15 protein-coding genes are annotated in these 20,477 nt (G+C 49.4%); 12 read left to right on the forward strand and 3 right to left on the reverse strand.

Features of this window, described 5'->3' with window-relative positions:
* Window positions 1-110: 110 nt before the first annotated feature.
* The 12 genes from H5336_RS15100 to H5336_RS15155 all read left to right on the forward strand — a co-directional run bounded on the left by H5336_RS15100 (window position 111) and on the right by H5336_RS15155 (window position 17,788).
* Complete coding sequence (locus H5336_RS15100; protein ID WP_185235089.1) at window positions 111-1,178, forward strand: pilus assembly protein PilM; 1,068 nt, start codon at window positions 111-113, stop codon at window positions 1,176-1,178.
* 1 nt (window position 1,179) lies between these two features.
* Window positions 1,180-1,761 carry a PilN domain-containing protein gene (locus H5336_RS15105; RefSeq protein WP_185235090.1) on the forward strand — a complete coding sequence of 194 codons (582 nt, stop codon included), beginning with the start codon at window positions 1,180-1,182 and terminating at the stop codon, window positions 1,759-1,761.
* On the forward strand, window positions 1,761-2,399 hold the full coding sequence (locus H5336_RS15110) for a type IV pilus inner membrane component PilO (RefSeq protein ID WP_185235091.1): 639 nt from the start codon (window positions 1,761-1,763) through the stop codon (window positions 2,397-2,399). The genes H5336_RS15105 and H5336_RS15110 overlap by 1 nt, the downstream gene beginning before the upstream one ends.
* A gap of 2 nt (window positions 2,400-2,401) precedes the next feature.
* Entirely contained in the window at window positions 2,402-2,935 is a 534-nt protein-coding gene (locus tag H5336_RS15115; RefSeq protein ID WP_185235092.1) for a pilus assembly protein PilP, read from the forward strand.
* A 5-nt stretch (window positions 2,936-2,940) separates the two neighbouring features.
* Entirely contained in the window at window positions 2,941-5,112 is a 2,172-nt protein-coding gene (locus tag H5336_RS15120) for a type IV pilus secretin PilQ (protein WP_185235093.1), read from the forward strand.
* Window positions 5,113-5,117: 5 nt separating this feature from the next.
* Window positions 5,118-5,630, forward strand: a complete 513-nt coding sequence (gene aroK / locus H5336_RS15125; protein WP_185235094.1) for a shikimate kinase AroK — start codon at window positions 5,118-5,120, stop codon at window positions 5,628-5,630.
* Window positions 5,631-5,843: 213 nt separating this feature from the next.
* The gene (aroB, locus tag H5336_RS15130; RefSeq protein ID WP_185235095.1) at window positions 5,844-6,932 is read left to right on the forward strand and encodes a 3-dehydroquinate synthase; all 1,089 of its coding nucleotides are present in this window, start codon (window positions 5,844-5,846) and stop codon (window positions 6,930-6,932) included.
* 15 nt (window positions 6,933-6,947) lie between these two features.
* Window positions 6,948-8,513: an AAA family ATPase gene (locus H5336_RS15135; protein WP_185235096.1), complete on the forward strand. Its 1,566-nt coding sequence runs from the start codon at window positions 6,948-6,950 to the stop codon at window positions 8,511-8,513.
* A gap of 386 nt (window positions 8,514-8,899) precedes the next feature.
* Window positions 8,900-13,348 carry a glutamate synthase large subunit gene (gene gltB / locus H5336_RS15140; RefSeq protein WP_185235777.1) on the forward strand — a complete coding sequence of 1,483 codons (4,449 nt, stop codon included), beginning with the start codon at window positions 8,900-8,902 and terminating at the stop codon, window positions 13,346-13,348.
* A gap of 162 nt (window positions 13,349-13,510) precedes the next feature.
* Window positions 13,511-14,929: a glutamate synthase small subunit GltD family protein gene (locus tag H5336_RS15145; protein ID WP_185235097.1), complete on the forward strand. Its 1,419-nt coding sequence runs from the start codon at window positions 13,511-13,513 to the stop codon at window positions 14,927-14,929.
* Window positions 14,930-14,983: 54 nt separating this feature from the next.
* Complete coding sequence (hemE, locus tag H5336_RS15150; RefSeq protein WP_185235098.1) at window positions 14,984-16,063, forward strand: uroporphyrinogen decarboxylase; 1,080 nt, start codon at window positions 14,984-14,986, stop codon at window positions 16,061-16,063.
* Window positions 16,064-16,408: 345 nt separating this feature from the next.
* Window positions 16,409-17,788 carry an HD-GYP domain-containing protein gene (locus H5336_RS15155; RefSeq protein WP_185235778.1) on the forward strand — a complete coding sequence of 460 codons (1,380 nt, stop codon included), beginning with the start codon at window positions 16,409-16,411 and terminating at the stop codon, window positions 17,786-17,788.
* Here H5336_RS15155 and H5336_RS15160 read toward each other — a convergent pair.
* The 3 genes from H5336_RS15160 to H5336_RS15170 form a co-directional block, all read right to left on the reverse strand.
* Complete coding sequence (locus tag H5336_RS15160; protein WP_185235099.1) at window positions 17,769-18,662, reverse strand: methylated-DNA--[protein]-cysteine S-methyltransferase; 894 nt, start codon at window positions 18,660-18,662, stop codon at window positions 17,769-17,771. The genes H5336_RS15155 and H5336_RS15160 overlap by 20 nt on opposite strands.
* A gap of 63 nt (window positions 18,663-18,725) precedes the next feature.
* The gene (asd, locus tag H5336_RS15165; RefSeq protein WP_185235100.1) at window positions 18,726-19,580 is read right to left on the reverse strand and encodes an archaetidylserine decarboxylase; all 855 of its coding nucleotides are present in this window, start codon (window positions 19,578-19,580) and stop codon (window positions 18,726-18,728) included.
* On the reverse strand, window positions 19,577-20,458 hold the full coding sequence (locus H5336_RS15170) for a sulfurtransferase (protein WP_185235101.1): 882 nt from the start codon (window positions 20,456-20,458) through the stop codon (window positions 19,577-19,579). The genes asd and H5336_RS15170 overlap by 4 nt, the downstream gene beginning before the upstream one ends.
* Window positions 20,459-20,477: the final 19 nt, after the last annotated feature.

Below are 20,477 nucleotides of genomic sequence, written 5' to 3' on the forward strand. Positions count from 1 at the left end.
TTGCCATTATAAGACCTTTTTCACACTTTACATACGCGGTCTCTAGTTGCAGCTTATACTTAAAGTGCTATAACATAAACATAACCTAAGTAGCGGATATAGATAGAAAAATGGGTATTCTCAGTTTATTCGAGCAGAAAAAGAAACCCGTACTCGGTCTGGACGTGAGTTCGACAACTGTGAAGTTGTTGGAGTTCAGTCGTCAAGGCGATGGCTATCGCGTAGAAAATTACGCTGTCCGCGCCTTACCACCGAATGCGGTTGTGGAAAAAAACATCAACGATGTGGAGGCGGTTGCCCAGGTCATCAAGGCGGTTGTTCAATCCTCCCGTACCCGGATAAAGGATGCCGCTGTTGCGGTGCCGGGGTCTTCCGTCATTACCAAAGTTATTGAGATGCCCGGCGATCTAAGTGAAGACGCGCTGGAGACGCAGATCTCCCTTGAAGCAGATCAATATATCCCCTACCCCCTGGAAGAGGTTGCTATCGATTTCGATATTCTTGGGCCTTCTTCTAAAAACCCTGATCAGTTGGATGTACTGCTGGCTGCATGCCGACGTGAAAATGTCGATATTCGCGCGTCTATGCTCGACCTAGCAGATCTTCATGCGAAGGTTGTGGATGTTGAGGCTTACACCATGGAAAGAGCTTTTTCTCTGATTCAGGAGCAGCTAGAGGACCAGGAGGAACAGGTTGTCGCCATTGTCGATATCGGTGCAACGATGACAACCTTGAGCGTGTTGGTCGACGCTAAAACCATTTATACCCGAGAGCAATTGTTTGGCGGAAAACAGTTAACTGAGGAAATTCAACGCCGATACGGCTTGTCTACCGAAGAGGCTGGTCTCGCTAAAAAACAAGGCGGCTTGCCCGATGACTATGAGCCGGAAGTGCTCGAACCCTTTAAAGACGCGGTAGTACAGCAGGTTACTCGGTCGCTGCAATTTTTCTTTTCATCAAGTCAGTACAACGATGTTGATCATATTGTTCTCGCGGGCGGGGTCGCATCTCTCGAAGGCCTAGCAGGGTTAATCGAAGAAAAGCTCGGTACCTCTGCTACAGTGGCCAATCCTTTCGCCAATATGTCCGTTTCATCTCGAGTAAATGCGGCAGCGCTTACCAACGATGCCCCTTCACTGATGATTGCGACGGGGCTAGCCCTAAGGAGCTTTGTGTAACATGGCTCAGATTAACTTATTACCCTGGCGGGAAGAATTTCGTCAGGAGAGGAAAAAACAGTTTCTTACTCAGCTTGTCGGTGTTTGTTTGCTGGCGTTGGGGGTTGCCTTTCTGTGGGTGAGGGCGGTTGACGCCTCCATTGAGTCTCAGAAGTCGCGCAATAACTTGCTTGATGGTGAAATTAAATTACTCGACAAACAAGTGACAGAAATTAAAGACTTGAAGGCAAAGCGCAGAGAATTGCTTGACCGAATGAAGGTTATTCAAGATCTTGAAGGTCGGCGCTCTATTATCGTTCACTACTTCGATGCATTTGCTAAAGCTGTTCCCGATGGCGTTTATGTGACATCTATATCGAAAAGTAGCAATAGCCTTTCTATTGAGGGCGTGAGTGAGTCTACCAACCGGGTATCCACTTTTATGCGACAGCTAGACGATTCTGCGTGGTTCTCTGAGCCGAACTTGAAGTCTGTTGTCGCCGCTCCCCAGCACGGGGAGCAGGCCAGTATCTTTAAAATGCAGCTGAAAGCCGTGCTGCCTGAGCTGGAAAGCGACGACAAGCAAAAGGGAGGTGGAAAGTAATGGCCGACCTTAATAAGTACCTAGAACAGCTGCAAGGTTTTGATATTAACGATGTTGATTGGGATCGTGTTGGTGTGTGGCCCACGCCTGTTCGCATCGTTCTATCGCTGGTCGCTGCGGGGCTAATAATCTTTGCCGGATATTACTTTATTGTTAAGGATAAGAATCGCCAATTAGAAGTGGCGGAAAAAAAAGAGCTTGATTTAAAGCAGTCCTTTGAAAAGAAAGCCTATGAAGCGGCTAACTTGGATAAATATCGACAGCAAATGATTGAAATGGATGAATCGTTTAGCGCACTTGTATCAAGGCTGCCAACGGATACAGAAGTTCCGGGCTTGCTGGAAGATATAGACGATAAAGGTGTCGAGAGTCGGTTAACGATTAAAAGCATTGCGTTGCAGGATGAAGTCTCGACGGAATTCTATGTCGAGCTGCCTATTAAAATTAGTGTTACCGGTGGTTACCATGAATTTGGCGCTTTTGTTAGCGGTGTTGCGGGCATGCCTCGCATCGTCACCCTGCATAACTTTAAAATCAGTAAGGCTGGGGGGGGGCGGAGCGGAGATGCATTAGTTAATAGCCCTCTGTCGATGGAAATTATCGCGAAAACTTATCGTTACAAGGCCCAGGAGAGGTAGATATGAAAATATTGAAGCACGCCCTCTTGGCCGCAGTGATCACCAGCACCCTAGCGGCATGTGGGATGGGTGGTGAACATGCTGATTTAAGAGTTTATGTCGATGAGATTAAGCGAAGGCCTGCGGGTTCAATAGATCCGCTGCCTGCGTTTCGGCCTTACGAAGCGTTTATTTATAGTGCGGCTGCCTTGCGAAGCCCGTTTGATTTACCGATTGACGTTGAAAGGCGTGTTTACGCCAACTCCAATGTGGATGTGAAACCCGATTTTTCTCGTGAGAAAGAATTTCTTGAGGGGTTTGATCTTACGTCGTTGCGAATGGTTGGAACTATTCGTAAAGCCGGCACATTATGGGCTCTAGTGAGAGATGTTAGTGGACGAATTCATATGGTGACCGATGGACATTTCTTGGGTAAAAACCACGGTAAAGTCATTGAAACCGTTGATTCGCAAATAGAGCTTATAGAAATTGTATCTGATGGCCTCGATGGTTGGGTAGAGAGACCTAGCGTCCTAGCTTTAGCTGAGAAGGAATAAATAAAATGTTCATACGTAATTTGACAATCCTGCTCATGAGTACGCTGACGATGATGTCGGTGAACGCTTTGGCCGCCGGTTTGAAAGATATTAAATTCTCGGAGCTACCGGGTGAAAGGGCTGAGCTACGACTGCTTTTTGAGGGTGGGGTCGTCGAACCTCAAGGGTATACGATCGATCAGCCTGCACGTATTGTTTTAGATTTTGCCGGTGTTGAGAACCTATTGGCCGAAAAAAAATACGCTATGTCTGTGGGCGAAGTGAGTAGCGCAGTTGTCGTTGCCGGTGGTGGCCGTACGCGCCTGATCGTTAATTTAAATAACTTGGTGCCCTTTACTTCCCGTATTGATGGGCAGCATTTGGTCGTTGAAATCGGTTCCGAGTCGGCTAGTGCGCCCGCGGTTGTCACGTCTTCCATTACGGATAGTGTGGCACCGTCACGAGAGGATTATGCCAGCTCAAATTCGGTTATCAATAATATCGATTTTCGCCGTGGGGATATTGGTGAGGGCAAGGTAATTGTTAGCTTGTCGAACCCGAATATCGCGATCGACGTAGAGGAGAGTTCCTCTGGGGTGTCAGTGTCATTTATGGATACGGCTTTGCCAGATCAAATGCGACGAAAACTCGATGTGGTGGATTTTGCGACGCCGGTAAAAATGTTGGGCTCGTCTATGCAGGGCTCGAATACCGTGATCGAAATTGATGCGTCCGGCGATTTCGATTATTTAGCCTATCAGGCTGATAATGAGTACGTGATTAGCATTAAACCGCTATCACAGCAGGAAATAGAAGATAAAAAGAGAGCGTTTGCCTATGTGGGTGATGTGCTATCCCTTAACTTCCAGGACATTCAGGTGCGTTCAGTCCTGCAATTAATTGCAGACTTTACTGAGCTTAACCTAGTAGCGAGCGATACCGTTACTGGGAGTATTACGTTGAGATTAGAAAATGTGCCGTGGGATCAGGCGTTGGATTTGGTCTTGAAGACCAAGGGTTTGGATAAACGTCAGATCGGTAATGTATTGATGGTTGCACCAGCGGCAGAGATCGCTGAGCGTGAGAAGCAGGAGATTGAAACGAAAAAGCAGCTGGAAGAGTTGGCGCCACTTCGTACTGAATACATTCGAATTCGTTACGCGAATGCTCGAGAGTTGTTCTCGCTTTTCATGTCTGAGGGCGGGGGAGGGCAAAGTGGCGCCGGTGATAGTGGTGGTGGTGGCGGCAATGCTCGAAACTCTACAGGTAGTATGCTTTCTGATCGCGGTCAGGCCATTGTTGATGAGCGAACAAACTCGATTATTCTTACCGACACAGAAGAAAAAATCTCTAAGTTCAAATTGTTAGTAGACCGGATCGATATTCCCGTCAAGCAGGTGATGATTGAGGCGCGCTTAGTTATTGCAAATTCGGATTTCCGTAAAGAGCTTGGTTTTCGAATGTCGGGTGATGCGGTTGATACGTCCGAATCAGGTAGCCACAAACATGAATTTACCGGCAGCCTAGAAGGGTTGGGTACTTCCGGTGGTGGCGGCCCTGAGGATATGTTTACTAATCCGGTTAATAATGCAACAGACCGATTGCGGGATCTCGAGGCTTCAAACCTAGTGGATTTGGGGGTTTTCAACCCCACAGGCTCCATTACTTGGAACGTTATCAGTAGCAACTTCCTGCTAGGTATGGAGTTGTCGGCACTGCAGGATTCTGGATTTGCTGAAATAGTCTCTCAGCCGAAAGTCATTACAGGCGACAAGCAGCCCGCATCGATTCAGTCAGGTACTGAGGTGCCTTATCAAGCTGAGTCCGCAAGTGGTGGCACCACCACATCCTTCAAAGAGGTGCTGCTGCGCTTGGAGGTAACCCCACAGATAACGCCCGATAATCGTGTCATTATGGATTTGATTATTGATCAAGACTCTGTAACCGGTGTTTCTGCAGGTGTACCGATAATTGATGTTACTCATCTAGAGACTTCAGTCTTGGTGTCGGATGGTGATACGGTCGTTCTTGGTGGTATTTACCAAACCGAAACGGTTAAAGGTGAAGAAAAGGTGCCGTTGCTTGGTGATGTACCATTCTTAGGGGTGTTTTTCCGTCACAATATCAGCTCAGAAGAGAAGCGCGAGCTGTTGATTTTCGTAACGCCACGCATTATGAATTCAGATTTTCTCGACTAAATAGTGTGAACCATCTTATTTTCCTGGTCGGCCCCATGGGGGCCGGCAAATCTACTATCGGGCGCTTACTGGCCCAGCGCATTGGGTGTGATTTTTTCGACACCGACCACGTTATTGAGCAGCGAACGGGGGCCGATATTCCCTGGATCTTTGATATGGAGGGCGAGTCGGGTTTTCGCGACCGTGAATCTGCGGTACTGGAAGAGCTTTCCCTGGAGAAGTCGGCCGTCGTTGCGACGGGTGGTGGAATTGTTGTGCGCGAAGCCAATCGTCGATTGCTTAAGCAGCAAAAATCCGTGGTTTACCTGACCGCCAGTATTGAACAGCTAGTTGAAAGAACCTACAAGGACAAAAAGCGCCCGTTATTACAGGTGGCCGACCCACGGCAAAAAATAGTTGAGCTGTTTGAGTTGCGCGACCCTTTGTATCGAGAGGTTGCTGACTATGTACTTGTTACAGAGAGTCGTGGCCCCAAATTTGTTGTTCAATCCATTCTTGATAATTTAGAGCTAAGCTAACCTTAATTACAGGTGCACTAGCTTATTGCGTGTGCTTGCGCCTAATGCTTTAAGCCGCTTTGTCGGTTACCCATTGACCTCGAAAATACAGAGATTATGGCAGTGGTATGGTGGCGGTTGTTCCTAGTGAAATCTTGCGCCTAACTCGTATACAATGCTGTCTAGCTTGGCAGGCATTGCCTTCCGTTTCATCTATTTTTAGAATTTGAATTCATGTCTCTTCGAACGTTAAATCTCGATTTGGGAGAACGTAGCTACCCTATTTTTATTGGTGAAGACCTGCTGCATAATCCTGATTATTTTTTTCCTTACCTAGCTTCTGATCAGGTATTGCTTGTAACCAACGAAACTATCGACCCGCTCTATAGCGACCATTTGGAGGCTTTACTAGCGCCTAAGTGTCGATTCAATAAGGTGGTTTTGCCCGATGGAGAACAATATAAAAATTTGGAAACATTAAACCTTATTTTTGACGGCCTTCTCGAAAACCGTCACAACAGGCGTACCACTTTGATAGCGCTTGGTGGAGGTGTTGTGGGCGATATGACTGGGTTTGCTGCCGCTAGTTACCAGCGGGGGGTGAATTTTATTCAGGTGCCAACAACGCTGTTATCTCAAGTCGATTCTTCCGTGGGTGGAAAAACCGGTGTTAATCATGTGCTAGGTAAGAACATGATCGGAGCGTTCTATCAGCCCAAGGCCGTGATCATTGATACGCTTGTGTTGAGAACGCTAGAGGATCGAGAGTTGACAGCCGGGCTGGCAGAAGTGATTAAGTATGGTTTGATCGCTGACCAGATGTTTTTTGAGTGGCTTGAAGACAATATTGGATTACTGTTGGCTCGAGACGCTGGTGCCCTTGCTCACGCTATTGAGGTGTCTTGTAGAGCAAAGGCTGATGTCGTTGCCCGTGACGAAACCGAATCCGGTGTACGAGCGATTCTTAATCTTGGGCACACCTTTGGCCACGCGATTGAGTCGCATTTGGGCTACGGCGTTTGGGTGCACGGAGAAGCCGTAGGCGCAGGTATGGTTATGGCCTGTGATCTATCCCATAGACTGGGGTGGATAGACGAGGCAATCTACAGTCGAGCTGTTGCGCTTATTATGAGGGCCGGTCTTCCGGTTACGGCGCCGGTCAATATGTCCCCAGAAGATTTTATGGGTTATATGTCAGTGGATAAAAAAGTTTTGGATGGCTCCCTGCGTTTGGTGTTACTCAAGGGGTGCGGAGAGGCAGTGGTTACCAGTGATTTCGATATGCAAATGCTTGCGCAAACGCTTGAAGCATTTTGTTCGTAATCGAATTGGGGGAACATGGAAAATAGAGAGTTAGATCTCCGGGTTGAATCGGGTGATGGTGGCCTTTTGGCGGCCGAGCCTTATTCTGCTCGAGCCTATTTTTCTACCCCAGGCAGAAAAGGCCTGCTGGACCAGCTCGTTCACTTGCTTCAGTTTGGGGAAGGCTTACCGGTTTTGATTGGCCCCCCCGGTGCAGGTAAAACCGTGCTTTTAGCCGAGCTTTCCCGTGAGTTGATGGGCACCGGCGCTAGTGTTTACTGCGCGCTTTCGGAAGAGGCTGATCTTGCTGAAAATCTTGCGATCATTAGCGAGGCCGTTGGCCTTGAGTTAAAGCCTCGAGCAATCGCCGGTGAGATGCTAGCGGCGTTGCGCCATTATGGTCAGGCTCTTGCCCACGAGCAGAAAAAAGTTACGTTGCTGCTGGATGACGCGCACCTTCTGGACGACTCCTCTCTCGGGGCTATGGTGAGTTTACTTCAGGGGCGCGAAGCGACAAGTTATGGTTTGAGTCTATTGATGGCGGCTAGATCTGGGCTTGTTGAGCGCTTAGATTCTATTTCGCTACTGGAAGTCCCTGTTTATGATTTTGACATTCCGCTGCTATCTGCGGCGGAGCTTGAAAGCTTTCTGAATTTTGTGGGGCATGGCGGCGTGGTTTCTGAATCTCCAGATAGTGTACGTGGCTTGTGGGCAAAATCTTTAGGTAATCCGGGGGTGGTGTTGTCCCTAGTTAAGGTCGAAGCGACGTCGTCTACTGGTCTCGAGGGTTTACCCTCCCCGGCTGCATCTGTTGTACGGCGCTTTTTTTCTGGTTTACCGGTTGGGCACTTGGCGGCCATGGTATTGCTGGCGGGTGTTCTACTCTGGGCACTTATTTCTCGCGATGAAGGCGCTACGGGGGGTACCGAGGTTATTTCTGTTGAGCTTCCATCGTTGGCACCTGCTCCGCCGCGGTCGGCTGGGCCAGAAACCGTTGTTGGTCGCACTGCGTTGCCAGCGTTAGGTGCTGATGATCCTGCTCGCGCCGCTACTGGCGAAAGTGAAAAGGTTAGCGTGACGGATAGGGTGATTACAGATGTCAGCACTGCAATGCCGATGGGTGATGCAGGGCTGAATTCTATTCCCATTACTGCGCCGCGTAGTGCGCCTCCCGTTATAGCGCCGCTTCCTGCGGTACCTGTACCCATCGATACGCCAGAGAGAATTGCTGAGCCGACGATAAAAAATACACCAGCACCCATAGCGGCACCAATACAGGTCACCCCTTCAGCTGTATCGACCGATGAAATTTTCTTGATGGCCCGGGGTGATGACGAATATACCCTGCAAGTTCTTGCCGCGAGTAAAGCGGGTTCGCTCAAGGCGTATATTGGTCGTCAGACAAATAGGGAGGACCTCTATCTGTACCGTGGGCTTAGAGAGGGGCGCCGTAGATTTGTGGTAGTGGCGGGAGTCTACCCTAGTCGCCAGGCTGCGCTGTTGGCGCGTGACGCCTTACCGGAGGAGCAGAGGGAAGCGGGCCCTTGGCCGCGGCAGCTTCGAGACATTAAGCAGGAGATAGACGAAAATCAAAGAAATTGATTGTGTTTAAGGTCTGTATTAGTCTGTGTTGTATCTGCCTAATTTGAATATTCTTGCCATCGTCTGCAACTGCCGTTAACATTCCGCGCCCAATTATTAGAAGCCCCTCTAACTAGGGGCTTTTTTGTCTGGTTCTCTATGCCGAATGAGCTTGTCGCGGCCAGGGCATACAGCTTTACCTCCCAGTGGTTAGGGGACATTTCCGACACGTTCTCCAGACGAGACTTCGTACCCATTCAACCGCCTCCGACGGTTTGGTTTGTGCATATAGATTGACTTGCTTATAAAATTGGCCGAATACGCTACTTTTCGCACTAATTTTGCGCTAATTTTGCGTTGCCGCCCTTTAAATCAGATTGATGCGAATGAATAAAGTGAATGAGCCTATGAACAACGGTCTCTACCGATTGGACGAATTTAAGGATAACTGTGGTTTCGGCCTTATTGCTCACCTGAAAGGGAAACCAAGCCACAGGTTGCTGCAAACAGGCATAGAAGCACTTACCTGTATGACCCATCGGGGCGGAATTGCGGCCGATGGTAAGACCGGCGATGGCTGTGGTTTGCTCATTCAAAAACCCGATACGTTTTTACGCGGTGTTGCGAAAAGCGAACTGGGCTTTGAGCTTAGCGAAATGTATGGCATTGGCTCGATAATGCTCAGCAAAGATGCGGCCGAAGCTCAGCAAGCTCGCGTGGTGGTAGAGGAGGAATTGGCTGCTCAAGGGCTGGGCCAATGCGCCTGGCGTGAAGTGCCAACCGACTCCAGCTGTCTTGGCCCTATCGCGCTACAAACCTTGCCTGCTATTTATCATTTATTTGTGAATGCGAATAAAACCTCCGATGCGGAGCTCAGTGCAAAGCTTTTTGTGGCTCGCCGTAAAGCGGAGATTCGCCTCGCGAGCAGCCGTACTTTTTATGTCGCGAGCCTTAGCCATAAAGTACTGTCTTACAAGGGGCTGATGATGCCCGTTGATTTGCCGGCTTTTTACACAGATTTAGCCGACGAGCGTCTCGAAACGGCTATCTGCGTATTTCATCAACGCTTTTCAACAAACACTTTGCCCCAGTGGCCGTTGGCGCAGCCGTTTCGGATGCTCGCCCACAACGGTGAAATCAACACTATTATGGGTAATCGAAATTGGTCGGTGGCTCGCACCAAAAAATTTCAGACACCGCTACTACCTAACCTTACCGATATTGTTCCGTTGGTAAATCGCACGGGTTCAGATTCATCCAGCTTGGATAACATGCTTGAGCTGTTGCTTATTGGTGGCATGGAGCTGCACCGTGCGGCGCGTATGCTTGTGCCGCCCGCTTGGCAGAATGTTGAACATATGGATGGCGACCTGAAAGCCTTCTATGAATACAACTCCATGCATATTGAGCCTTGGGATGGCCCGGCCGGGCTGGTTCTGACCGATGGACGGCATGCCGTCTGTACGCTTGACCGAAATGGCTTGCGTCCTTCGCGCTGGGTAATCACCAAAGATGACATAATTACTGTTGCGTCTGAAGTGGGTGTGTACAACTACGCCCCCGAAGACGTTGTGGCTAAAGGCCGGTTAGGACCGGGTCAGATATTGTCGGTGGATACTGAAACCGGGCAGCTACACCATACTGCCGACATTGATCAAATGTTGAAAGCGGGCCAGCCTTATCTCAAGTGGATGAAGGAAAACGCAAAACGTATTGAGTCGAGTTTTGATCCAGAATTGCCGGAAGACGGTCTGAATGCCTCGCAAGTTGAGACGGCTATGAAGATGTTTCAGGTCAGTTTCGAAGAGTGCGATCAAGTTGTTCGCCCATTGGCTGAATCGGGTCAGGAAGCCGTTGGTTCGATGGGGGATGATACGCCAATGGCGGTGCTCTCAGAAAAGCGCCGTTCTCTGTATGATTATTTTCGCCAGCAGTTTGCTCAGGTTACCAACCCGCCTATCGATCCTTTGCGCGAAGCGATTGTGATGTCGCTGGAAACCTGTATTGGTCGTGAACTATCTGTCTTCGATGAAACGCAAGAGCATGCCAATCGGGTTATTTTGTCGAGCCCGGTATTGTCACCAGCGAAATTTAATGAGTTGCTCAGTCTTGAGCGGCAGGGTTATGAGCCCGTCAGGATTGACCTGAATTACGACGCTAAAATACTGAACCTGAAGCAGGCCCTAGAGCTGTTGCTCGAGGATGTGCTGGCTGCCGTAAGAGGAGGTAAAACGCTGGTGGTGCTCACGGATCTTATGCTTCGGGAAGATCGTTTGCCGATACACGCATTGCTGGCAACGGGCGCCGTGCATCATCGTTTAACTAAAGAAGGGTTACGCTGTGATGCCAATATTATCGTCGAAACGGCAACCGCGCGAGACTCGCATCAGGTTGCCGCGCTGCTTGGCTATGGGGCCACGGCTGTGTACCCGTACCTGAGTTATTATTTAATAGATCGCTTGATTAATACCGGAGAATTAATCGCACATTACGGTGATGCCTCACGTAATTACCGTAAAGGTCTGAGTAAAGGTTTACTTAAAATTCTGTCGAAGATGGGTATATCAACCATTGCGTCCTACCGAGGGGCCCAACTGTTTGAAGCCGTGGGGCTATCGGAAGATGTGGTTGAAACCTGCTTCGAAGGCACTGCCAGTCGTGTAAAAGGCGCTGATTTTAGTGATTTGGAAGCTGATCAGAAATCATTAGCAAAAGATGCTTGGAAGCTACGTAAAAAAATTGAGCTAGGTGGTTTGCTTAAATATGTTCACGGTCAGGAATATCATGCATTTAACCCTGATGTTGTACAAACCCTGCAGCGTGCAGTGCAGTCGGGTGACTATGGCGCATGGCGTGATTACTCAACGTTAGTCAATGGGCGGCCTGCGGCAACGTTACGTGATCTGTTGAAGTTGCGCGACAACCAAAGCGCAATTGCGTTGAATGACGTAGAGCCGATAGAGACAATCGTTCGTCGTTTTGACTCCGCTGCTATGTCCCTCGGAGCACTGAGCCCGGAAGCGCATGAGGCTCTGGCGGAAGCCATGAATACATTGGGTGGTCGCTCCAATAGTGGAGAGGGTGGTGAAGACCCGGTGCGCTTTGGCACCCATAAAGTATCGAAAATTAAACAGGTGGCGTCTGGCCGCTTTGGTGTTACGCCTCATTATCTCGTTAATGCTGAAGTGTTGCAGATCAAAGTGGCTCAAGGCGCCAAACCTGGCGAAGGTGGACAGCTACCCGGTGGTAAAGTGAATGCGCTAATTGCGCGTTTACGCTATGCGGTGCCAGGCGTAACGTTGATTTCACCGCCGCCTCATCACGACATCTATTCGATTGAAGATTTGGCCCAGCTAATTTTCGATCTAAAGCAGGTTAATCCCGATGCATTGGTGTCGGTCAAGCTGGTATCTCGCCCCGGTGTAGGCACCATCGCTGCGGGTGTTGCAAAAGCTTATGCCGACATGATTACTATTTCCGGTTATGACGGCGGCACGGCTGCTAGCCCGTTAACATCAATTCGCTATGCCGGTTCACCCTGGGAGCTGGGGTTAGCCGAAACCCATCAAACATTAAGAGCGAATGATCTGCGTGGAAAAGTACGCGTACAAACGGACGGTGGTTTAAAAACTGGGTTGGATGTCATTAAAGCGGCTATTTTGGGCGCTGAAAGCTTCGGCTTTGGCACCGCGCCGATGGTCGCGCTTGGTTGTAAATACTTACGTATTTGCCATCTAAACAACTGTGCCACGGGCGTTGCCACTCAGCAAGAAGCGTTGCGTCAAGATCACTATATCGGCACTGTCGAGATGGCGAAGAATTTCTTTCGGTTTGTTGCTGAGGAAGCACGAGAGTGGATGGCTCAGCTAGGTGTTCGTTCGCTCGAAGAGCTCATTGGCCGTGTAGATCTGTTAGAAGCTATCGACGGTAAAACCCCAAAGCAAAATAAGCTCGATCTTTCACCGCTTTTGCATACCGATGATTTGCTCAACAGCAAACCGCAGTTCTGCACAATGGAGCGCAACCCGCCTTTTGATAAAGGGCTGCTGGCTGAAGAGATGGTGGCGGCAGTATTGCCTACCATCGAGGCCAAATCCGGTGGTGAATTTACTTTTAAGGTTACCAACTGCGACCGCTCTATTGGTGCGCGTATTAGTGGAGAGATAGCAAAACGTTACGGTAATCAGGGTATGGCCGAGCAGCCCATTACGCTTAAACTCAGCGGTGTGGCCGGTCAGAGTTTCGGTGTTTGGAATGCCGGGGGGTTGAATATGATCCTTGAGGGTGACGCTAACGATTACGTGGGCAAAGGCATGGCTGGAGGTAAATTAGTGATTCGTCCGCCTGCTGGCTCCACGTTTGAAAGCCACAAAACGAGCATTATGGGCAACACCTGCCTCTATGGGGCAACCGGCGGTAAGGTTTTTGCTGCCGGAAGTGCGGGTGAGCGATGTGGAGTCCGTAATTCAGGTGCGCATGTTGTTGTCGAGGGCGCTGGCGATCACTGTTGCGAATATATGACCGGCGGGGTCGTAACCGTTCTCGGCGAAACCGGTGTTAACTTTGGTGCAGGCATGACCGGTGGTTTTGCTTATGTGCTAGACGAAAAGAATCGTTTCGTTGACAAATATAATCACGAGTTGGTAGATATTACCCGCATCAATACCGAGGCATTCGAGGCGCACCGCAATCATTTGCGCGGCATAATTGATGAGTTCGTTGCGGAAACGGCTAGCGTTTGGGGTGCAAATATTCTCAATAATTTCGATCGTTATATTGGGCGGTTTTGGTTAGTAAAACCTCGCGCGGCTGATTTAGATAGCATGCTGCACAGTGTGAAAAAACGTGGTGAATAGTTTTAGTGTGACCAGTTTAGTGGTGACCAAGGTAGTTGTGAGTAGTTAAGAGGCGAGCAACTGAATTAACAGGTTTGTTAATTGAATTTGACAGACGGTTGGTTAATAGGCAAAAAAACGCAGAGCGAAAGACTGCGCAGAAGGTATCAAGGGCTGAAATTTATGGCTGACAGACTGAATAACAACTTCCAGTTTATTGACGTGGGTCGTCAGGATCCCAATAAAAAGGATATTGGCGCGCGCAGGCATAGCTTTGTGGAAATTTACCAGCCTTTCTCAGAAAAGCAGGTGAAGGATCAATCGCACAGGTGTTTGGAGTGCGGAAACCCCTACTGTGAGTGGAAGTGCCCAGTGCACAATTATATTCCCAATTGGCTTAAATTGGTGGCTGAGGGCAATGTAATTGAGGCTGCAGAGCTATGCCACGAAACGAATTCTTTGCCAGAGGTGTGTGGCCGCGTTTGCCCGCAAGATCGATTGTGCGAGGGCGCCTGTACACTCAATGATGGCTTCGGCGCTGTCACCATAGGTAATGCCGAAAAATATATTACCGATACGGCTTTTGCTCTTGGCTGGAAGCCAGATATGAGTAAAGTGAGCTGGACCAACAAAAAGGTTGCTGTTATAGGCGCGGGGCCAGCAGGCCTGGGTTGCGCGGATATTTTGGTACGCAATGGCGTGAAGCCCACTGTTTTTGACTCGCACCCAGAAATAGGTGGGTTACTCACCTTTGGCATTCCTGAATTTAAATTGGAAAAGAGCGTTATTACTAGACGGCGAGAAATATTTTCCGGAATGGGTGTGGAATTTCGGTTGAATACCGAAGTGGGTAAAGATATTTCGTTTGATGAAGTACTCGAAGAGTTCGACGCCGTATTCCTAGGGATGGGTACCTATACTTATATGAAAGGCGGTTTTCCTGGTGAGGATCTTGCTGGTGTTTATGACGCGCTGCCGTTTCTAATTTCGAACGTGAATCGTAATTTGGGTTTTGAGAAAGACCCAAGTGATTTTGTTAGCGTAAAAAATAAAAAAGTGGTAGTGCTTGGGGGTGGCGACACCGCCATGGATTGTAATCGCACCTCTATTCGTCAGGGCGCTAGCAGCGTGACTTGTGCCTACCGTCGAGATGAAGCCAATATGCCCGGTTCGCGCCGTGAAGTAACTAATGCGCGCGAAGAGGGAGTGGATTTTTTGTTTAATCGGCAGCCGGTGGCAATTATTGGTGAGCAAAAAGTGGAAGGTGTAAAAGTTGTTACCACGGAGCTGGGTGAACCCGATGAAAACGGCCGGCGCAGGCCAGAGCCTGTGCCCGGAAGTGAGGAAGTTATTCCAGCCGATACCGTACTGATCGCGTTTGGCTTTCGTCCAAGTCCTGCACCTTGGTTTGAGTCGCACGGTATTAACGTCAATAGCTGGGGTGGTGTTTATGCCGCTGAACAACAGCAATATAAATTTCAGACATCTAACCCAAAAATATTCGCTGGTGGTGATATGGTCCGAGGTTCAGATTTGGTGGTCACCGCCATTTGGGAGGGGCGTCAGGCAGCCGAAGGTATGTTGGACTTCCTAGACGTTTAATCTGCACAAAAGGCCGGTTACAATGACCGGCCTTTTTCTTTGTTAAAAACAACTATGACTGAACTGAAAAACGATCGATTTTTACGTGCTCTTTTACGTGAGCCTGTGGATGTGACACCGGTTTGGATGATGCGACAGGCGGGGCGTTACCTGCCTGAGTATCGCGCAGCGCGCGCTCACGCGGGCGATTTTATGGCGCTTTGTACCAACCCTCAGCTGGCTTGCGAAGTAACCTTGCAGCCGCTGGAGCGGTATCCGCTGGATGCCGCAATTCTGTTTTCAGACATACTTACCATCCCCGACGCCATGGGCTTGGGCTTGTACTTTGAAGCAGGAGAAGGGCCAAAATTTCGAAAGCCGGTTAGAACGGCAGCAGACGTAGAATCTTTACCTGTTGTTAACGCGAAGAAAGATCTAACCTACGTGGTTGATGCTGTATCAACTATTCGCTCGGAGCTCAATGGTCGTGTCCCGCTCATAGGGTTTTCGGGAAGCCCTTGGACGCTCATGACGTATATGGTCGAGGGCGGTTCGAGCAAAGATTTTCGTCGTGCAAAGTGTATGATCTACGATCAGCCAGAAGTTGCCCGGCTATTGTTAGATAAGCTTGTGGCATCTGTCATAGACTACCTTAACGCCCAAATTCGGGCGGGTGCACAGGCCGTACAAATTTTTGATACTTGGGGCGGTGCCCTGCCGCACGATGCTTACTTGGAGTATTCGTTAAAACCTATGCAGCGAATTGTGGCGGGGCTAATAAGGGAAAACGAAGGCCGCAAGGTTCCGGTTATTCTGTTCACCAAAGGTGGGGGGCAGTGGCTGGAGGCTATGGCGGATACTGGTGCATCGGCGCTTGGATTGGATTGGACTACGCATATTGGGCAGGCGCGGGAACGGGTAGGTGATCGTGTCTCTCTGCAGGGGAATATGGACCCAACGATGCTCTACGCAAACCCCCAGCGGATACGCACTGAAGTAGCTAAAATCCTGAGCCAATATGGCCATGGCAACGGCCATATATTTAACTTGGGTCACGGTATTACGCCGGAGGTAGACCCTGCAAATGCGGGCGCGTTTATTTCGGCCGTACACGAATTATCGGCCGATTATCATGAGGCGAATGCGCCGGAATAAGGCTGTTTTCAATCAGAGGCTATTCTTGATATAACTGTAAGCTATATGTCGGGGGTTGTGGCTCGGTGCTGGTCGGCAAATCAAAAAATCCACTCGTCGCTTACTCTTACCGCAGTAGTGACGAGTCGCTTATAATTTAATCGGTATAATTTGGCGTTTAATATTGTGCGCTGTGGTAGTTTGTTGCTTTGGGGAATTACTGACGAATTCTGTTAACCCTATCGGGCTTGCCCTCATACTTGGCAAGTACTTTGGTGTGTCGGCGGGCTATTCAGCGATTTTCTTGTGTAAATAGTTAACGCACGCTTAAAATTGTAAGTCTGCCGTGCAGCATGAGGGTAAGTGTTGGGAATTAAACAGATAAGACTTGATGTCAACGAATTAACTGTTGGCATGTTTGTGTCTGGGTTAGACCGCCCTTGGACGCAGACGCCTTTCCCTTTGCAAGGTTTCTATATCCGTGACCTGGATGAAATCAAAGAGCTGAAGGTTCATTGCAGTTTCGTGTACATCGATGTTGTAAAAGGCTCCTCTCCGGTCAAATCAAATTTACGCAAACTCTCTAACAAGTCGAGCAGTGCGCGTAAGGCTGCTCGCGCTTCCAAGCTTACTCGAATTGTTGATGTCGCACCGCTAAAGATCAGGCGAGATGCGTACCGCGAAGTTCAACCTCTGGAAAAAGAGATGGGTGCTGCGCGCGAATTGCATCAGCAGGTGTATAACGCGGTGGGAAGTGTAATGGGTCATGTGAACCAGGAGCATCATCACGTACCCATTAATGAAACGAAGCGCGTTGCTAGCCAAATGGTGGACAGCGTATTGCGCAGTCCGGATGCTTTCACTTGGTTGAGTCGAGTGCGTGATAAAGATGAATATACGTATTCGCATGCTGTTCGATCTGCGGTGTGGGGTATTCTCTTTGGCCGTCATATTGGCCTACCCAAGGCTGACCTCGATGTTTTGGCGATGGGAGCTTTGCTCAAAGATATTGGAAAAACACGCCTGCCTAAGCATTTACTTGAGAAAAAAGTCCGTACCGAAACGGAGCAGCAGGCTTACGAAAAATTCATCGATTACGGCGTAGATATTTTACGCAAGCTGCCAGATGTACAGCCGCGAGTAACCTCTGTTGTTAAAACCCACTGTGAACGCGTGAACGGTAGTGGTTTTCCGCAGCACCTTCGTGGAGACAAGATTCCTCTGTTAGGCAAAATCGCTGGTATTGTGACTTTTTACGACGAAACGGTGAACCCACGTGGTGAGAAGCAACCCGTATCGCCCTCCAAGGCGGTTGCTCGACTGTACGAATTACGTGAAGTTGAGTTTCAGGAAGAGCTGGTTATTGAATTTATACGTGCGATTGGTCTTTACCCTACAGGAACACTGGTGGAACTTTCGACCGGTGAAGTTGGTGTGGTTGTCGAGCAAAATTTTGAGCGGCGATTAAAGCCCATGGTTATGGTTGTGCTCGATGCCTACAAACAGCCCTTACGCGGCACTGAATTAATTGACTTGGCTGCTGAAGAGCGGGAAAAGCAGGCAAAGCTGGATTCGGGTAAGTACCATCCATCTGAAATTCAGCGTATTGAGATTCTACAGGATCTTCAGCCCGGCGCTTACGACATTGACATTGCATTAATTCGAGATCAGTACATCCAGCGCAAGCAAGGCAGCGGACTGATGAAGTTGTTCAAAGGCCGTGGATTCAAGCTCCCCGGCTTTTAGTCGCGGTTTTATCTGTCTCTCCTTCACTGGCCGCCAGCTCCTTCCCGAGCAGCCAGCTCTTGGTCTCTAGGCCCCAGCGATACCCACCCAAATTACCATCGTTGCGAATTACCCTGTGGCAAGGAATAAGCAAGGCTGTGGGGTTTGAGCCCACGGCGCTGCCAACGGCTCTACTGGCGTTTTGCTTATTGATGGCAAGCGCTAAGCCACCGTAACTCTCCAGCTTACCTTCTGGGATATTCAATAATGCCCGCCAAACGGCCACTTGGAAATTTGTGCCTTGTACCCAAAGGGAAAAGCGTTCGGGAATGGTGCCGTTTGAAAAAACTCTATCGAGCAATGCTTGTGCGCTAGGGTGATCGGTTTGCCAGCTGGCCTGCTGCCATAGGCTTCGTGTCTTGCTTTGGTCGGCGGTCTCTTTGCTCGCCGCGGTTTGCATGAATCTGAGGGTGTGAATGCCGCGTTCAGTCCAATTTACCCGTGCCAGGCCAAAAGGGGTGTTGGCTTCTCCAGTGTAAAAAGTCATTCCCTTGCCGTGCGTTTTTAACTCGCCTGGCGTTACCGCCTCAAGTGTAACTAAGTGATCGTGTAAACGGCTAGCGCTGGAAAGCCCTAGGGAATAGCTGGCGTCTAGGCAGGAATAGTCCTGTCTCAATAACGCATTCGCTCCAGTAACCGTTAGATGTTGTAAAAATTGTTTGGGGGTGAGGCCTACCCAGCGCCGAAACAAGCGTTGAAAGTGGCTAGGGCTAAGGTGAAAGTGCCGCGCTATTTGTTCAAGAGAGGGTTGGTCGCGAAAGTGCGCACGTAGTGTCTCTATGGCTTTCGAGTTTAGCGAGTAGAGCTTTGGGTTATCGAGCCGTGTTTGATTCATGGTGCAAAGGTTAAACTTCCCAAGGCTGTTTTTCGACCCGAATCGTGTTTAATTTACAGAGATTTAGTCGCCCAGCGTAAACAGTGGTTCACCCATTGTAACGGTTCGCCCAGGTGTTAGGCGATCAACCCAGTTGCCGGCTCCCTTTGGGAGCAACAAAATTACGGTAGAGCCCAGCTTAAATCGGCCCATTTCTTCGCCTTTGTTTAGGTTTATCTCGTCGTGCGTCTGATATTGGAAATGTGTGACCTGGTTGCGACGGGGGGCAATTTCACCGGCCCAAACAGTTTCAATGGAGGCAACGATCATGGCGCCAACCAGTACGAGGGCTACGGGACCTATTTCAGTTTCAAAAATACAGGCTACACGCTCGTTCCGTGCGAATAAATTGTCAACATTTGAGACGGTGGCTGGGTTAACAGAGAAGAGCGCGCCGGGAACGTGGTTCATGGATACCAGTTTGCCGGTGATAGGCATATGGATACGATGGTAGTCTTTGGGCGATAAATAGACGGTACAAAAATGCCCGTCGCTAAAGCGTTCACTCAAGGCTTTATCGCCACCTAGCAAGGTGGTCGCGCTAAACGATTTGCCTTTTGCTTGAAAAATGGTGTCTTTCTCAATATTTCCGAGTTGGCTTATAGCTCCGTCGGCGGGGCATGCGAGTATGTTATCGCCTTCAGTAATTGGGCGCGCGTCTGGCTTAAGCGCGCGGCAAAAGAAATCGTTAAAACTGCTGTAGGCGTCGAGATTTTCTTCCGCAGCTTCAGACATGTTAACCGAGTAGTGTGAGGAGAACTTTTCGATAAATAGGCTTTTTACCCAACGGATATTGGTTGTTGCCAGCCACCCTGCAACTCTTGAAATCCCGTGATGTGGGAGTAGATGCTGCAGCAGAATGAATAAAAAATCTTTCACGGTGTGTGCCCCTCAACTGGCGTGTCTGGATGATTGCCCCACTCAGCCCAGGAGCCGTGGTAAGCGCGAATATCAAAGCCCAACAGCTTTCCAACCATGTAAGTGAAGCCGGAACGGTGGTGGGTTTGGCAATGAGTAACGATGCGCTGTCCCTTGCGAATGCCGAGCATACCCAGGCGCTGTTCGGCATCGGAGCGAATACGAAAGCCATTGTCTGGGTCCATTAAACTGGTCCATTCACAATTGATCGCGCCGGGTATATGGCCACCTTTTGTTGCAAGTACGCGGTCGCCACGGTATTCCTCTGGTGAGCGGGCATCCCAAATACATAAATCCGTGCTGCTCAAGTTTGCAAGAATGTCGGGTATTTCAGCAATGGCTTGCGTATGGATGGTTAACTCAGGTGTCGTTACCTGCGCGTTGTTTTCGCTTTGTTCAATCTCAAAGCCGCCTTCTCGCCAGGCCAATAAACCGCCATTCAAATAGGAGTACCGAGTATGACCGATGGTGTCTAATGTCCAAATAAATCGCCCAGCCCAGCCTCCGCCTTCATCGTCGTAAACCACAAAATGTGTTTCGGGTGTAAAGCCCAAGTAACCGAATACTTTTTGTAGCTGTGCTATTTCAGGGAGTTTACCTGGAGCGGGTGGTTTGCCCGAGATTAAAGCTTGTGCTGGTAGGTGCACGGCGCGCGGAACGTGGCCGGCTATATAGGATTGCTCGGAACAGATGTCGACAACACAGACCTGCGCTATTTTGTCTGTAGGCTCGGTGGCCTTTTCTGGCGAATCTTCCTCTAGCAGCAGGGCTTTATATTCCTCAAGAAAGCCTTGCAGTTGTTGGGGCTCTAGCAGCAACGGCAGGATGGGCTCGTGCATGGGGTATTCCTTGATAGCT

Origin of the sequence: Teredinibacter franksiae, from assembly GCF_014218805.1 — a bacterium.
In the GTDB taxonomy this organism is placed as follows: domain Bacteria; phylum Pseudomonadota; class Gammaproteobacteria; order Pseudomonadales; family Cellvibrionaceae; genus Teredinibacter; species Teredinibacter franksiae.

What these genes read in the sequence shown, in the direction of transcription:
- H5336_RS15100 (WP_185235089.1), top strand. Translation starts at nt 111, where the DNA reads ATGGGTATTCTCAGTTTATTCGAGCAGAAAAAGAAACCCGTACTCGGT.
- H5336_RS15105 (WP_185235090.1), top strand. Translation starts at nt 1,180, where the DNA reads ATGGCTCAGATTAACTTATTACCCTGGCGGGAAGAATTTCGTCAGGAG.
- H5336_RS15110 (WP_185235091.1), top strand. Translation starts at nt 1,761, where the DNA reads ATGGCCGACCTTAATAAGTACCTAGAACAGCTGCAAGGTTTTGATATT.
- H5336_RS15115 (WP_185235092.1), top strand. Translation starts at nt 2,402, where the DNA reads ATGAAAATATTGAAGCACGCCCTCTTGGCCGCAGTGATCACCAGCACC.
- H5336_RS15120 (WP_185235093.1), top strand. Translation starts at nt 2,941, where the DNA reads ATGTTCATACGTAATTTGACAATCCTGCTCATGAGTACGCTGACGATG.
- aroB (WP_185235095.1), top strand. Translation starts at nt 5,844, where the DNA reads ATGTCTCTTCGAACGTTAAATCTCGATTTGGGAGAACGTAGCTACCCT.
- H5336_RS15135 (WP_185235096.1), top strand. Translation starts at nt 6,948, where the DNA reads ATGGAAAATAGAGAGTTAGATCTCCGGGTTGAATCGGGTGATGGTGGC.
- gltB (WP_185235777.1), top strand. Translation starts at nt 8,900, where the DNA reads ATGAACAACGGTCTCTACCGATTGGACGAATTTAAGGATAACTGTGGT.
- H5336_RS15145 (WP_185235097.1), top strand. Translation starts at nt 13,511, where the DNA reads ATGGCTGACAGACTGAATAACAACTTCCAGTTTATTGACGTGGGTCGT.
- hemE (WP_185235098.1), top strand. Translation starts at nt 14,984, where the DNA reads ATGACTGAACTGAAAAACGATCGATTTTTACGTGCTCTTTTACGTGAG.
- H5336_RS15160 (WP_185235099.1), bottom strand. Translation starts at nt 18,662, where the DNA reads ATGAATCAAACACGGCTCGATAACCCAAAGCTCTACTCGCTAAACTCG.
- H5336_RS15170 (WP_185235101.1), bottom strand. Translation starts at nt 20,458, where the DNA reads ATGCACGAGCCCATCCTGCCGTTGCTGCTAGAGCCCCAACAACTGCAA.